Annotated in this window: 12 protein-coding genes; 5 read left to right on the top strand and 7 right to left on the bottom strand. The window is 62.0% G+C overall.

What is annotated here, in order from left to right:
• Positions 1–22: 22 nt before the first annotated feature.
• The 4 genes from ABIE18_RS16410 to ABIE18_RS16425 all read right to left on the bottom strand — a co-directional run bounded on the left by ABIE18_RS16410 (position 23) and on the right by ABIE18_RS16425 (position 7,085).
• Positions 23–1,855 (bottom strand): ABC transporter ATP-binding protein, encoded by a 1,833-nt coding sequence (locus ABIE18_RS16410; RefSeq protein ID WP_499723717.1) that lies wholly within the window; start codon positions 1,853–1,855, stop codon positions 23–25.
• Positions 1,852–3,651, bottom strand: a complete 1,800-nt coding sequence (locus tag ABIE18_RS16415; RefSeq protein ID WP_499723718.1) for an ABC transporter ATP-binding protein — start codon at positions 3,649–3,651, stop codon at positions 1,852–1,854. The genes ABIE18_RS16410 and ABIE18_RS16415 overlap by 4 nt, the downstream gene beginning before the upstream one ends.
• 186 nt (positions 3,652–3,837) lie before the next feature.
• The gene (locus tag ABIE18_RS16420; RefSeq protein ID WP_499723719.1) at positions 3,838–4,785 is read right to left on the bottom strand and encodes a metallophosphoesterase; all 948 of its coding nucleotides are present in this window, start codon (positions 4,783–4,785) and stop codon (positions 3,838–3,840) included.
• A 2-nt stretch (positions 4,786–4,787) separates the two neighbouring features.
• Complete coding sequence (locus ABIE18_RS16425) at positions 4,788–7,085, bottom strand: transglycosylase domain-containing protein (protein ID WP_499723720.1); 2,298 nt, start codon at positions 7,083–7,085, stop codon at positions 4,788–4,790.
• 37 nt (positions 7,086–7,122) lie between these two features.
• Here ABIE18_RS16425 and sp36 point away from each other — a divergent pair, with 37 nt between their 5' ends.
• The 3 genes from sp36 to ABIE18_RS16440 are packed head-to-tail and all read left to right on the top strand — an operon-like array spanning position 7,123 to position 8,746.
• Complete coding sequence (gene sp36 / locus ABIE18_RS16430) at positions 7,123–7,278, top strand: Sp36 family protein (protein ID WP_011775990.1); 156 nt, start codon at positions 7,123–7,125, stop codon at positions 7,276–7,278.
• 2 nt (positions 7,279–7,280) lie between these two features.
• Entirely contained in the window at positions 7,281–7,817 is a 537-nt protein-coding gene (locus ABIE18_RS16435; protein ID WP_431116595.1) for a RidA family protein, read from the top strand.
• Between the two features lie 17 nt (positions 7,818–7,834).
• Positions 7,835–8,746 (top strand): NUDIX hydrolase, encoded by a 912-nt coding sequence (locus ABIE18_RS16440; protein WP_442003420.1) that lies wholly within the window; start codon positions 7,835–7,837, stop codon positions 8,744–8,746.
• Between the two features lie 140 nt (positions 8,747–8,886).
• On the opposite strand, the gene ABIE18_RS16445 is transcribed toward ABIE18_RS16440, so the two are convergent.
• Positions 8,887–9,564 carry a Crp/Fnr family transcriptional regulator gene (locus ABIE18_RS16445; protein WP_011775987.1) on the bottom strand — a complete coding sequence of 226 codons (678 nt, stop codon included), beginning with the start codon at positions 9,562–9,564 and terminating at the stop codon, positions 8,887–8,889.
• A gap of 235 nt (positions 9,565–9,799) precedes the next feature.
• On the opposite strand from ABIE18_RS16445, the gene ABIE18_RS16450 reads away from it, so the two are divergent.
• Complete coding sequence (locus ABIE18_RS16450) at positions 9,800–10,984, top strand: MarP family serine protease (RefSeq protein ID WP_477516390.1); 1,185 nt, start codon at positions 9,800–9,802, stop codon at positions 10,982–10,984.
• A 50-nt stretch (positions 10,985–11,034) separates the two neighbouring features.
• Complete coding sequence (gene aroQ / locus ABIE18_RS16455; protein ID WP_477516391.1) at positions 11,035–11,499, top strand: type II 3-dehydroquinate dehydratase; 465 nt, start codon at positions 11,035–11,037, stop codon at positions 11,497–11,499.
• An 86-nt stretch (positions 11,500–11,585) separates the two neighbouring features.
• Here the strand turns inward: aroQ and ABIE18_RS16460 are convergent, their stop codons facing one another.
• Positions 11,586–13,772, bottom strand: coding sequence for an alpha-galactosidase (locus ABIE18_RS16460; RefSeq protein WP_499723721.1), 2,187 nt, complete (start codon positions 13,770–13,772; stop codon positions 11,586–11,588).
• Between the two features lie 102 nt (positions 13,773–13,874).
• Entirely contained in the window at positions 13,875–15,215 is a 1,341-nt protein-coding gene (locus ABIE18_RS16465; protein WP_499723722.1) for an ABC transporter substrate-binding protein, read from the bottom strand.
• Between the last annotated feature and the right edge of the window lie 3 nt (positions 15,216–15,218).

Genomic DNA, 15,218 nt, shown 5'->3' on the forward strand with positions numbered 1-15,218 from the left:
ATCGAGGAAGGGGTGTCGCTCCTCACACGAGCGAGTCCCGCCATGCTCCGTGGAGCCGGGCAAACTGGCCACCACCTGTGATCAACTCGGCCGGTGTTCCGTCCTCAACAATCCGGCCGTCGTGGACCACCAGCACCCTGTCGGCCGTCTCCACCGTGGAGAGGCGATGGGCAATGATGATGGCGGTACGGGCAGCGTTCTGGCCTGCAACACCCTCCAGAAGGTGGGCGAGTCCTGCCTGCACCATCCGCTCGGAAGGAATATCCAGCGAAGACGTGGCTTCGTCCAGGATCAGAACGGCAGGCGCGGCGAGGAAGGCCCTGGCGAATCCAATAAGTTGTCGCTGGCCCGACGAGACGCGGCCACCGCGCTTATTGACATCCGTGTCATATCCCTCGGGCAAACTCATGATGAATTCATGGGCGCCCACTGCTTTGGCCGCGGCCTCCACTTCAGCACGCGAGGCTTCCGGCCTGCCCAGCGCGATGTTCTCCGCCACGGAGCCGCTGAACAGGAAGGCTTCCTGGGTCACCATGACCACTGCGCGGCGAAGGTCGGTGGTGGCCAGGTCCCGAAGGTCAATGCCGTCCAAAGTGATGGCGCCTGACGTGACGTCGTAGAAGCGCGCAACGAGTTTGGCAAGAGTGGATTTGCCGGCGCCCGTCTGCCCAACCAAGGCAACGGTTTGGCCAGCCGGAATGTGCAGGTCCAGCTTGGGCACAACCACCTTGCCATCGCTGTACCCGAACTGCACACCCTTGAAGTCGATCTCGCCGCGTGAACTCTTCAGCGGCACAGGGTTCTTTGGCGGCCGGACGGTGGGCACCTCTTCGAGGAGCCCTGATACCTTCTCCAGCGCCGCCTGTGCGCTCTGGAAGGAGTTGTAGAACATTGCCATCTGGTCCACCGGTTGGAAGAAGCGCTTCGTGGACAAGATGAGGGCCAGGAGGACGCCCACGGCGAGGTCACCGCTGAGCACCCTGAACCCGCCGAACAACAGGACCGCCGCCACACACACGTTGCCGATCAGTACCAGCCCCGGCTGGAAGATGCCGTTCAGGTTGATGGAGCGGACAGTGTTCTTGCGGTAGTCCTCAGCCAACGCACCATAGCGGTCGGCGTTCTCGCGCTCCTTGCGGAAGGCCTTCACCGCACGGATTCCGGTCATGGTTTCCACGAAGTGCACGATCAGCCGCGCCGAAACCACCCGTGATTCCCGGAACGCGATCTGTGAATGCTTTTGGTACCAGCGCGCGAGTAAGAACATGGGCACGCCCGCCGCAAGCATGATTAATCCACTGCGCCAGTCCAAGGCGAACACTGTGAAAGCTGTGAAGAGCATAAACAGCATGCCGGAGGCCAGCGAGCTCACGCCGGAGTCCAGCAATTCCCGCAGCGCCTCGAGGTCCGAGGTTTGACGGGCGATAATGCGACCGGACGTGTACTTCTCATGGAATTCAAGGCTCAACCGCTGGGTGTGCCTGAACACGCGGACCCGTAGGTCCAGCAGCATGGCCTGGCTCAATTGGGCTGTGGACGTTACATAGAGGGCGGTCATTGCAGCGGTAGCGACGGCCGCGGCCAAGTACAACGCACCGGCGAGTACCAGCGGGCCATTGTCGCCGGCTTGCAGTGCGGGCAAAGCGGTGTCGATGCCAAAGGCGATCAGGGCTGGCCCCGCGACGCGGGTGAGCTGCGAAACCACCACCATCACGATTGTCATCCAGAAACGCAAGCGCACGGGGCGGATCAGCGAGCCCAGCAAGGCGAGCGACCGGCGTCGTACTGCTTTGCTGTCCGCTTTGGTCAGGAGCGTGTTGTCCTCGTTGGCGGTTCCAAAGGTTGTGGCGCTCACCGGCGGGCCTCCTCGGCGTCTTCGAGCTCGTCCAGTTCGCTGTCCAGGTCCCTCGGACCGGTATCCAGGCTTGCGATGACGTAGCGGTAGTGGGCGTTTTCAGCCAACAGTTCCGTGTGGGTTCCGACGGCGGTGATGGTTCCGTTCTCAAGCAAGGCCACGCGGTCCGCCAATGCCACAGTCGAAGGGCGGTGCGCGACGATCAGCGTGGTCGTCTCGTGCAGTACTTCGCGGAGCCGGGCTTCCACGCGTTCTTCGGTGTTGACGTCCAAGGCCGAGAGGGGATCGTCCAAGACCAAGACTTTCGGCTTCGCTGCGATGGCCCGGGCAAGGGCTATGCGCTGCCGCTGGCCACCTGAAAGGCTCAATCCTTCCTCACCAATCAGCGTGTCCACACCTTCCGGCAAAGAGTACGCGAAGTGGGCTTGGGCGACGTCCAAGGCTTCATCCAGGGCTGCGTCGCTGGGTTCAGGGGAGCCGAGCAGGACGTTGTCCCGCACAGAGCTGGAGAACAGGGTGGTGTCCTCGAAAGCCACCGCAACGATGCGCCGGAGTTCCTCGATGTCGTAGTCGCGGACGTCCACGCCATCAATCGTCACGGAGCCTTCTGTGACGTCGTAAAGACGGGGGACCAGTTGGAGCAGGGCGCTCTTGCCGCTGCCGGTGATGCCCACCAGTGCCATGGTTTCGCCGGGACGAATGTCCAGGGTGATGTCGTGCAGGAGCGTACCGCCGTCGTCGAATCCGAAGCCCGCATGCTCAAAGCGCAGGGCGCCCTTCACCGTTGCCGGCAGCTCAGCATGATCCGGAGAAGTGATGGTGTTCTCGGTGTCCATAACTTCGAAGTGCCGGTCCAGTGCGGTCTTGGCAGTCAGCGCCATGGCCAGGAGCATGCCGGAAAATTCCACGGGAGTGGCCACCACGGCGGCGGTCGCGAAGAATGCAACCAGCGAGCCGATACTCAGCTGGCCGCTTGCCGCGAGCATGATGCCCACCACCAGGCCGACGCCCAGCGCCAGCTCAGGCAGCAACGTGACCACCAGCGTGAAGCCGGCTTGCTGCTTCGCCTTGGCAATCTCTGTCTGCCGCAGCTCTTCTGCCTGGCCGTTGAAATTCTCCAGCGCTTCGCGGCTGCGGCCAAAAGCCTTCAGGACGCGGATGCCGTGGACGGACTCTTCCACAGTGGTAGCAAGATCGCCCGCCTGGTCCTGGCTGAGGCGCGTGACCAGGCTGAAGCGACGGCGGAAGCGGAACGAATTGACCATGATCGGCACAGCCGCGCCGAGGAAAATCAACGCCAGTTGCCAACTCATGGAGAACATGACTCCGACGCCAATGATCACTGTCAACGTGGTGACCACAAGCATGATCGCGCCGAACGCCATCCAGCGGCGCAGAAAACTCAAGTCCGTCATGGCGCGGGACAGCAACTGCCCGGAACCCCAGCGGTCATGGAAAGACACTGTGAGTTGCTGGAGGTGACCATACAGCGATACGCGCATCCTGGTCTCAACCGTCGTGGCCGGGTTGATCACGAACTGCCGCCGCAGGGCCACCAGTCCGGCTTCAGCCACACCAAGCCCAAGAATCACGACGGCGGCAATCCAGACAGCGCCTGGGTCACCGCCGGGTTGAAGCGAGGTGTTGACCAATACACGCAACACCTGAGGAATGGTCAGTGCGACGATGCTGGCGAGCAGGGCGCAGAGGAGGCCCATGAAAAGCCGGGGGAGGATGGGCCGCACGTGAGGGTACAGGCGGCCGACGGAGGTGAAGAATGACGTTTGTTTGGACATGCCCGCTTCTCAACAGCTGGATCTTCAGATGGTGCAGAGGTAGTTTCCCGTAGCAACTACCCTATGCCATGCCGTGATTCGTTTCACAGGACCACACTTTGCTATGTGGAAAGTTCGCCAGTTATTGAGATTCGTAATGGTCCGTGCGTTTAGCTGGCCGTCGCGTTTGGCTGAGAACGGTGAGCGTCAGCTGAGGGCCGTTAGCGTCAGCAGGACCGCTTCCGGGCGGCACGCGATGCGGACCGGGGCGTAGCGCGAGGTGCCAATGCCGCCTGAGACGTTCACCGGCGTCGTGAATCCGTCGCTTTCCCAATCGTGGAGGCCCTTGGCCCGCCATGTCGGCAGGTCGCAGTTGGAGACGAGAGCGCCGTAACCGGGGATGCAAATCTGGCCGCCGTGGGTGTGTCCGGCGAGGATCAGATCGGCTTCGGCTTCAGTGAAGTGATCGAGGACGCGTTGGTACGGCGCATGGATGACGGCGACCCTCAGGTGAGGACGGGCATCCTGGTTCACGGTGCCGCGGGGCCAACCGGCATAACGTTCGCGCTTCAAGTGGGGATCATCGACGCCCGAGAAATCGAAACGCAGGCCACTCAACACCACCGACTGGGCGCGGTTTGTGAGGTCAATCCAGCCTCCCATGCCGAACGCAGACCGCAACCTGGGCCAGTCGAGCTTGATCGGATCGGTCCTGAGCTTCGACGGTCCGCGGAAGTAGCCCGCAGGGTTCTTGATCCTGGGTGCGTAGTAGTCGTTGGAGCCCGGGACGAAGACACCTGGGAACTCCATCAAGGGCCGGAGAGCGGTGATCAGCGGATCGACGGCCTGTTCATGGCTGAGGTTGTCGCCCGTGTTGACTACAAGATCCGGCTTCAAATCCACCAAAGACTGCAGCCACTGGGTTTTCTTGTCCTGTCCCGGAACGAAGTGGATATCGCTCAAGTGCAGTACGCGGAAGGGATCCGAACCTTCCGGGAGGATGGGGAGAGTCTCATGACGGACTCCGAACTGGTCCTTCTCCCACCAACCGTAGGCAGCAGCTGCCGCGCCCGCTGTGGCACCGAGGGCAGTAGTGACGGCGAAACCGCGCCCGATAGTGCGGACGCGGTTTGCCAGGGAATCAGGGAACTGCACGCTTAGTCCTTGCCAGGGCCGTCGTTGTTCCCATTCCCGTTGTTGCCACCGTTGTTGGTAGGGGCTGTCGGCGGGGCGGGATTGTTCTGCGTGGGTGCCGGCGCCGTATTGCGCTGTGGAGCAGGGCCTCCGAGGAGGTTGGACGGCGGCGCCTGGAACGGGTTGGTGCCATATGCAGGGGCAACGGCCAGCATGTAGTTGGTGAACTGCGGTCCAGCAATCATGTAACCGTCGATCGACTGGTAGAACTTGCCGTTGACGGTCAGGTTCCGGCCCGGTCGCTTCTGGTCACCCAAGGGGTCACCGAACCAGGACGCCGTTGCCAACCCGGTGGTGTAGCCGACAACCCACGTGGAACCGTTGGTGTCATTGGTACCGGTCTTGGCGGCTACGGGGAAGTTGTTACGAGTGGAAAGAGCAGGCCGGATCAGCGAACCCGAACCGGCGTTCAAGACTTCCTGCATGGCATATGCCACGCCTCGGGCAACCTCAGGTTTGACGGCATCCTTGCAGTTGGAGGATTGCGCCGGGAGGTCGGCGCCCGACTGGTCCTTTACCGAGGTAATCGCGATTGGCGCACAGTACTTGCCGTCGGCAGCGAACGTGGCGAACGCCGTTGCCATGGTGAGAGGTGCAGTCTGGGTGGAACCAATGAGGTTACCCAGAGTGGTCATGGGCACCTTGGGGTTGGGATCCGTGATCTTGCCGGTGTCATCCCGTGCAGGCAGGCCGCCATGGATGCCCGTGGCATCGACAATGCCCTGGATGCCACACAGGTCCAGCTGGGAAGCTGAAGCAAAGGTGGCGGTGTTAATCGAGTTCATGAGGCCGTAGAGGACGGTCATGTTTCTGTAGTAACCCTCATCCGAGTTCTGCAGGTCGAAAGTGCCGTTGGTGGCGTCATACCAGCCAACAGTGGGCGCAGGGCAGGTGTTTCTCCACCGGAAGTTCTGGGGGTACCTGCGGACCGAAGCGTTGATTGTCGTATTCATTGACTTGCCCTCGTTCAGCCATTCAGCGAACGTAAACGGCTTCATCGTAGAACCGGGCTGGAAGCCACCAATGCCGTTGAGGTCGTTGCCCTCGGCATCGAGGACGTCCACATTGAAGTTCTGCGTCTGATCGAACTTGCCCTCTTGAGGGAGCCAAACAGTGTTCTGGGCCATGCTCACGATCTGCCCGGTGCCCGGCTGGACGGAGGTGATTGAAGCGCCCCACTTGTCCGGGTTAGCGCCCGCCGTCGCATCAACCTGCTGCTGGGCAACGGTCTGTGCCGTGGGATCGAGGGTGGTCCGGATCGTAAGGCCGCCACGCATGACGCGCTTCTCGCGCTCGTCCGAGGTCTCGCCGTACGCCGGGTTGTTCAAGAGCAGGTGCAGCACGTAGTCGCAGAAATACGGAGCCATGGTGGCGTACGCGCAACCCTGGCGGGCAGGAGTGACCTTGGTGGTGACAGGGGTGGCTACCGCTTCGTCGTACTCTGCCTGGCTGATCTTGCCCTGGTTTACCATGGCAGCCAGCACGAGGTCGCGGCGCTTCTTGGAGTTATCCGGGTTGGTGATCGGATCGAAGGCGGACGGGCTGTTCACCAAACCAGCCAGCAAGGCTGCCTGCGGAAGTGTCAGATCCTTGGCGGACGTGCTGAAGAAGAACTTGGAGGCAGCCTCAATGCCGTAGGCGTCACGGTTGAAGAACACGATGTTGAGGTAGCCCTCAAGGATCTGCTCCTTGGAGAACTTCTTCTCCAGCGCGATAGCCAGCTTCATCTCGCGGAGCTTGTCGCCGACGCCCTTGTTCAGGCCGTTCAGCTTGACGTCTTCGTCCTTGCCGGATGCCACCAGCGATTCGTTGATGACGTTGTTAACGTATTGCTGCGTAATGGTGGACGCGCCCTGCTTGTTACCGCGGGCGGTGCTCACGATGGCTCGCATGATGCCGGTGGTGTCGATGCCGCCGTGCTCATAAAAACGGCTGTCCTCGATAGCGATGACAGCGTCCTTAATGAACGGGCTCATTTGATCCAGCGGAACCTTGGTCCGGTTCTCAGCGTAGATCGAGGCAATCGGTGTACCATCCTTCGCCAGAATCGTTGTGTTCTGGCTCGGCGGGTCCACCTGCAGCTCTGCCGGCAGAGTGTCAAAGAACTGGATTGAACCACTTGCGGCACTGCCCGAAACGGCGGCTGCGGGGACCAAAAGGCCCGCCACCAGGACGCCACAAATCGCGCTCACGCCAAGGAAACCTAAAATCTTTCCGAGGGTGGTGGCAGTGTCGAATATGGGGTTCTTGCGAGTCACCATGTTTTCCACTTTACCGGCAAGGGCTAGGCTTTCTGTCATGACCAAATGGGAGTACGCCACGATTCCGCTCATTATCCACGCCACGAAGCAGATCCTGGACCAGTGGGGCGAGGACGGTTGGGAGCTTGTCCAGGTCGTCGGTGGCCCCGATGGCAAAGGCCTTGTTGCATACCTGAAGAGGGAGAAGCAGTAACCATGACAACCCCCGCAGAAACCACGTCTGCCGCGGAATCCGGCGCTCCGACGTCGGCCGTTGAGCAGCGTCTCGCCGAGCTCGGCTTGACCCTTCCCGAGGTCGCCGCACCTGTTGCCGACTACGTGCCGGCGATCGTCTCCGGCAACTACGTTTACACGTCCGGCCAGCTGCCCTTCATTAAGGGCAAACTCGAAGCTACGGGCAAGGTCTCCCTCGGCGAGTTGGGTGCCTCCGACGAGCCCACCGTTGATCCCGAGGATGCCAAGCGTTACGCCGCTGTCTGTGCGATCAACGCCCTCGCTGCCGTTAAGAGCGTCATTGGCGACCTCGACCGCATCACCCGCATCGTCAAGGTAGTCGGCTTCGTTGCGTCCGAGCCCACCTTTACGGGCCAGCCCGGCGTGATCAACGGCGCCTCCGAACTTCTCGGCCAGGTACTGGGCGACGCCGGCAAGCACGCACGCTCCGCCGTCGGCGTTTCCGTCCTGCCGCTCGACTCTCCGGTCGAAGTCGAGCTCATCGCTGAATTCAGCTAAGGAACCGGTTCACCCAATTGCCGCAGCTTGCCCGCCGCCTGTTCGCACTCCCTCCGGCACTCGAAGGGGCGGCACGAAACTGGCTTGAGCTCGGCGAGCGGACCCCCAGGGCCGCCCGCTACGCATCATCCGTAGTCCTCTTGCGGGACTCACCCACCGGTCTGGAGACCTGGCTTGGTTACAGGCCAGGCTCCTCACCGCTGGGTGTCGTCGCGTTTCCCGGTGGTTCCCTGGACCCGTCCGACGACGACCCCGTCGGTTGGTTGGGCCCCTCACCGCAGTATTGGGCTGAGCACATGGGAACGGACGACGTCGGACTCGCCCGCCGCCACGTGGTGGGCGCCATCCGCGAACTCTTCGAGGAAACCGGCGTCCTCCTTGCCGGCCCCGACGCTTCCTCCACCGTGGAGGCCAACTCCACGGTGGAATGGATGAAAGCCCGGGAAGCTGTGTCCAGCCAGGAGAAGTCCTTCAGCGAAGTGCTCGCCAAGCGCGGCCTTTCACTGCGCACGGACCTCCTGAAGCCCCTGGTCAACTGGCTCAGCCCCGACTTCGCGCACACCCGTTTCAACACCCGCTATTTCGCCGCTACAGTCCCCGTGAACCAGCAGCCGAGCATCCTGGGCAGCAAGGGAGTCTGGGGCCGGTGGGTGTGCGCCGCGGAAGCCATCGCCCTCCGGGACACCACAGCCCTCGGCGACGAAATAGCCCAGGAAAACACAGTCGGACTCACCCTCGGCCAGCTCCTGGTTCCCGGGTCCGAAATCATGCTCGAAAAAATGGCCCACGCCAACGGCTGTATCGCCTACCTGAGTTACAAGCGCAAGGCCCACGTGTACCAACCCAAACTGGTAGACGAGGGTGGAGTGCTGATGCTCGAGGTCGAAGCCGCCAGGACCGTAGCCGGAGAGCCCCAGCGGGAGCGCTGAATCTGTCCCTCTCTCACTTCCCGACGGGTTTTGACGGATCCTCTCTCACTTCCCGACGGGTTTTGACGGATCCTCTCTCACTTCCCGACGAAAAAAAGCCGCCCCGGTTCATCACCAGGGCGGCTTTTTGCAAGGATAAATCAGCGCGAACGCTGGCGGAGCCGCTGCATGTCCAGAATGACGACGGCGCGCGCTTCCAGACGCAGCCAACCGCGCTGGACGAACTCGGCCAGTGCCTTGTTGACGGTTTCGCGGGAAGCGCCCACCAGCTGGGCCAGTTCTTCCTGCGTCAGTTCATGGGCAACCAGGACGCCGTCGGTGGCCGGACGGCCGAAGCGGTCAGCCAGATCCAGGAGTGCCTTGGCGACGCGGCCCGGGACGTCCGAGAAAACGAGGTCGGACAGTGAATCGTTGGTGCGACGGAGCCGGCGGGCGAGGGCCTGCAACAGCTGCGCGGAAACCTCGGGACGTGTGCGGAGCAGCGCGTTGAGGCTTTCGTTCTTCAGTCCTGCCAGGCGCGTTTCGGAGACGGCGGTGGCCGTCGCGGTGCGGGGGCTGGGATCGAACAACGCCATTTCGCCGAATAGTTCTCCCGGGCCGAGGATGGCCAACAGGGACTCGCGGCCATCGGGGGAGGTGCGGCCGAGCTTTACCTTGCCGGAAACGATGAAGTACAGCTGGTCACCCTGGTCGCCTTCGCGGAATACCGATGCCCCGCGTGAGAGGTCCACCTCGGTGAGTTCGTCCGTCAGCAAGCGGAATGCGTCGTCGTCAAGGGTGGCGAAGAGGGGTGCGCGGCGCAATACCTCGATGTCCATGAAATCTCCTGAATATAAGTTTCGGTCGTGGCGCTCCAGCCATTGTTTCAGAATTTTTAAGCTTCTGTGACGTACTTGGCAGGCGAAACGCTGAAACGGCGCGGTTTTTGCCCCTATCGGCCCTTGTTTGCCGTGCCATTGGACGCTCGGAGCGGACCCGTATCGTGATGGGACTAACGGTTCCCTGTCAGGGTGCCCAACTACAATTGGCGCTACCCGGTCACGAGGAGCATTGGTGTTTGGCTTGACGATTTTGGATTTGGCATTGATCTTGATGCTCCTGTCCTACCTGATCTATGGCCTGCGCAATGGCTTCCTGGTGACACTCGGCGGAATTGCCGGTTTTGTGGTTGGCGCGATTGCTGCATTTATGGCTGTTCCACTTGTGAGCGGCTGGGTGAGCGATAGCGGTTGGAGGCTGACCGCAACGGTGGGTGCCGCCGTCGTGCTTATTGCACTTGGCCACGGGCTGGGGACCATGATCGGACGAAAAGTCCGCCATGCTGTGCGGATTAAGCCGTTGCACGCAGCTGACCGCTTGATTGGCGGCGTGGTCAGCGTGGTGGTCGCGGCGCTGGTGATGTCCATGTTGGCGTTCAGTATCAGTTCGCTGGGCGTGCCGTTTGTCTCGCAGCAGCTGGCTGAATCCCGGGTCATTCGGTACATCGATTCCTTGACGCCGACGCCGGTCAAAACCACTATGGCCCAACTGCGGTCTACGGTCATTGGCGACGGTATTCCCAAACTGATTGAGGGCTTCGGCCCGGCGACGCCGGTTCCGGTTCCCAACGAATCCACGGACACTCCAGCCCTGAACAAGGCTGCCGAGTCCGTCCTGAAGATCGCGGGCACAGCCTTTGAATGCGGCCAGAACCAAACTGGTTCCGGATTTGTGGTGTCGCCCGGGCGCGTCGTGACCAATGCGCACGTTGTGGCAGGCGTGTCGCAGCCGGTGGTGGAGATTCCCGACGGCGGCGCGTTGCCGGGTCGGGTGGTCTATTTCGACTCCCAGCGGGACATCGCGGTTTTGGCCGTGGACGGACTTTCATCGGATCCACTTCAGCTGAGTCCAGACCTGGCAGCTGGCAGTCCCGCAGCTTTTGCGGGCTACCCGCACGGCGGTCCTTTCCAGTCCAAACCAGCAACTGTCCAGGGTATTTCCACCATCCTGGTGCCTGACATTTATGGCAGCAATCCTTCTCCCGAGTTGGTCTACAAGCTTGCGGGTGACGTCCAACCCGGTAACTCCGGAGGACCGCTGCTCACCATGCAGGGGCAGGTAGCAGGCTTGATCTTTGCCAAGACCACCACTGATGCGGCACTTGGGTTTGCACTCACCATGGAGGACATCCAGCCGGTGGCCGCGCAAGCTCCAGGCCTTAGCGCTCCGGTTTCGCCCGGGCAGTGCACACGCAAGTAACTTTGACGGCAATTCCCGGACATTCTCCATCGCCTAATAGATTGGGAGCCATGACTGAAGCCACCCCCGCCACCGAAGCTGGTCGCGGCACCATTCTTGTGATCAACGGACCGAACCTTAACCTTTTGGGCACCAGGGAGCCCGAGAAGTACGGCACTTCCACCCTCGCCGACGTCGAGCAGTTGGCTATGTCGGCGGCGGCCGCCCATGGCTTCACGGTGGACTGCGTTCAGTCCAACCACGAAGGGGACCTCCTCGACGCTATCCATGCGGCGCGCGGAACCGCGGCGGGAATTGTCATCAATGCCGGGGCCTTCACCCACACGTCAGTGGCACTTCGTGACGCCCTGGCCGCAGTTCAGCTGCCCTCGGTTGAAGTACATATCACCAACGTTCACCAGCGGGAGGAGTTCCGGCACCACTCCTACTTGTCCGGTGTGTGCAACGCGATCATCGTCGGCGCGGGCGTGCTTGGGTACAAGCTGGCCATCGATTACCTGGCTGAAACGGTGTAGTCCGGCGGATGTGAGAGAAGGTTCCCGGGGAGCCCTCAGGATGTGAGAGAGGGATCCCCGGGAAGCCCTGTGGATGTGAGAGAGGGCTACAGGGCAGTGAACCGCAGCAAAAGCGCGTGCTCGGGGTTCAACACGGGCATGGGAAGGCCCACCTCGCCAAGGAAGCGTCCCGTTGCCACAGCACCATCGGCCAGCCATGCGACCGGCAGGGCCTCGATGAACGTGTGCGCGTAGTCGGCATCCGCTGGTGTGGGGAAGATCGCTTCCACACGATAGGAACGGGAGGCTTCCAGCGCCGGAATGGCTACGCGGCCGGGCTGTTCGGCGAAACCAGTCCGCGTCTTGACCATAGCGAACAGGGCCGCCGTCCCACCCACTGCAGTACCGCCGTCGTGCATGGAACTGTCAGCAACAACACCGTGCAGCATCAGCGACTCGTCCGCCAGATCTGCGCGCACTATCCGCCCGGTGTGGATCAACCCACGGTGTTCCTTGTACAGGGTGATGAAGCGCTTCAGTTCCTCGCGCTCAGCTCCCTGGACTTCGCGGATGTCCCATTCCATGCCGAAATGTCCAAAGAGTGCCGTGATGGCTCGGAACGACAAGTCATGCGTCCGCGCCGTGGTGTGGGACGTAGTGGGCCCGATGTGCCCGCCCACGAGCTCCGGGGGGACCACCATGCCGGTCCAGCGCTGAATGGTTTGCCGCTCCAGGGCGTCATTGCAGTCAGAGGCCCAGATCCGGTCTGTGCGGTCGAGGATCCCGAGGTCCACTCGGGCGCCGCCGGAGGAGCAACTCTCGATCTCGACTCCCGGGTGCGCTGCACGGAGGGCATCGAAGAGCCGGTAAGCGGCAAGGGTTTGTTCATGCACGGATGAACGGCCCGCATGCCCGTGCTCCACGAGGTCCCGGTTTTGGTCCCACTTGAGGTAGCTGATGTTGTTCTCCCGCAGCAGGGCGTCAATACGGTCAAAAATGTACTGCCACGCGTCGGGGTTCACGAGGTCGATGATGTGCTGGTGTCGCCATTCGAGCGGCAGCCGGCCACCGTCCTTGAAGGACAGGGCAGATGGTCCGACGATCCACTCGGGGTGGGCGCGGGCGATGTCCGAATCAAGGTTCACCATCTCCGGTTCTACCCAGAGGCCAAACTCCATCCCGCGTGAAGTTACTGCATCAATCAGGGGTGTCAGGCCTGAAGGCCAGATGGTTTCATCGACGTACCAGTCACCGAGCCCTGCGTGGTCGTCGCGGCGTCCGCGGAACCAGCCGTCGTCGAGCACAAACCGCTCAACGCCCAGGTCCGCGGCGGACTCGGCCAGCTCGATCAAGGTCTCGAGGTTATGCTCGAAGTACACCGCTTCCCAGGTGTTGAGGACAACTGGCCGTGGTTTCCCAGCGACATCCACGTGGTGCGGGCGGGAGCGGAACCAGCTGTAAAAGGCTTCACTGATGCCGTCCAAACCTTGGTCGGAGTAGGCGGCATACAACGCCGGTGTGGTGTAGCTTTCGCCGGATTGCAGCACTACCTCGGAGGGGCCCAGCAGTTCGGAACCGCCGATCATTGTGCGGCCATCGGCTACGTTGTCAGCAAATTGCTCGTGGTTTCCGCTCCACGCCAAATGCGTGGCCCAGACTTTGCCGTGCCGGTTGCCGAAGCCTGCGGTTCCGGCTGCAAGCAGCAACGAGGAATCGTGTCCCGTACGGCCATGGCGGCCAGTGCGGACCCAGGTTCCTTGCTGGATGGTCCTGCGTTGTGGGTGCCGTTCGCGGCACCAACGGCCAGTAAGGTCCAAAAGCTCGACGGCGTCCGGCGCCACTGGGAGCATCGTCGCCAACTCGTCCACCTGGAAGGGCGACGCGCCGTCGTTGGTGACTGCGTGCCGCAGTTCCAAAAGCCCACCCGGGTGCAAGGTGAGGTTGCTCGTGACCGTGATACCGGCGTCGGGATCTGACTGAATGATTACCGCTGACGAGCCGTCCGCAGTCGCGCTCACCACCCGAAGGCGTACGGAGAAGTCATGTCCGGGAATGCCATCCGTGAACCGGTGTCCACGCAGCCCCGTCCGGCCTTGCCACGAGGAGGAGGCCTGAGGGAGGAGCCCGGCCGGTACGTTGGCATCGATCGAGGACGGAGGGATGGGCTCATTTAGGATGGAAAGGTCCGGAAGGGCGTCGCCCAGGTCTGCTCCCCAGTGGGATATTTCGGCCTCTCCTCGGTGAGTGCTGATCACCAGGCTGGTACCGGCGGAACGGAGATGGAGCGGGTGCATGGGTATGAGTCGCTTTCAAAGATGGTGTGTGGACTTGTGAGGCCTGCTCTGCGCGCTTCGCGAAGGAAATGACGCGCAGAGCAGGCCTCACATCGGGAGGTTTTACTTGAAGAGGGCGTTGACCTGGTTGTTGGCTTCGGTCAATGACGACGCAGGCTTCTTGCCGGAGAGCACAGCATCCATGGCCGGCTTCATGATGCCGTCCACCTTTGCGGCTTTGTCCGCGATCGGGAACAGGAACGTAGTGCCTTCCTTCACGTGTGTGGTGAAGGCGGAAACGTCGGTGCCCTTGTCTGCGAAGGCCTTGGCGGCTATATCAGACGAGCTGTTGATGGCCGGGAAGACCACGGCCTTGCTGGCCACGACGTCCTGGCAAGCAGTAGAGCCGAGGTACTCCACCCACTTCACGCTGGCGGCAGGGTTCTTGGTGCCCGCCCAGATCGAGTCAGCCAAGCCGTTGAACATGCTGGCACGCTGACCGCTGGGGCCCTTGGGCGTCGGCGCAAAGGCGGTCTCGATACCCTTGTACGTCTTGTACTGGCCGATCAACCAGTCACCGTTGGTGTTGATCGCGGCCTTTCCTGCACCAAAGCTGTCCGGCATGCTGGCTCCAACAGTGGTCTCAAGCTTGGGCATGTAACCCTTGTCCACCAGGCCCGCCCACCACGCGATGGTTTCCTGGAAACGGGGGTCGTCGTAGTTGAATTTGCTGCCCCAAGGGTTCTTGTCCGTGGAAGTCCAGCCGGTGGTCGCCGTGAGGAAGCTCCACTCCGTCTGGCCTTGGCCGGAGCCACTGCCGGTCAAGCCCAATCCGTACGTGGCTACGTTGTTCTTGTCGAAACCGGCTTCATCTCCGCGCTTTCCGTTCTTGTCTACGGTCAGGTGCGCGATCGTCTTTTCGTAGCTGCCGCCGTCCTTGGGGTTCCAGTCAAGGTTGGCCATCTGCTCCGCGCTGATCCCGGCGGCGTCAGTCATTGCTTTGTTGTAGAACAGGCCTACGGTGTCCCAGTCCTTCGGCAGGCCGTAGCGTTTGCCGTCCTGGCCCACCCAAAGCTCCGGGAGGCCCTTGGTGTAGGCATCAAGCTTGATTCCGTCTTTTGCCACAGCGTCATCGAGCGGCAGAAGCTGCTTCTTTGCGGCGTACTCCGGGTACTTGGACAGGTGATCCGTGAAAACGTCCGGCGCTGTTCCTGCAACGAAGCCGTTGGTCAGCGTGGTCCAGTAGTCGTCCCAGCCGCGCTGGGTGATCTTGACCTTGATATCCGGGTTGGCCTTGGTGAAATCGTCCGCGCACTGTTGGTAGGCGGGGAGCTGGTTGGCGTCCCAGAGCCAGTAGTTGATTTCTCCCTTGGCCTCGGAGGAAGCAGGGGCGGAGCCGCCACAGGCGGACATTGTTAGGGCGATGGCGGCGGCAGCAGCGGCGACGCCTAGGGTTTTCTTCATGAC

Source organism: Arthrobacter sp. 2762 (assembly GCF_040548745.1).
Lineage (GTDB): Bacteria > Actinomycetota > Actinomycetes > Actinomycetales > Micrococcaceae > Arthrobacter.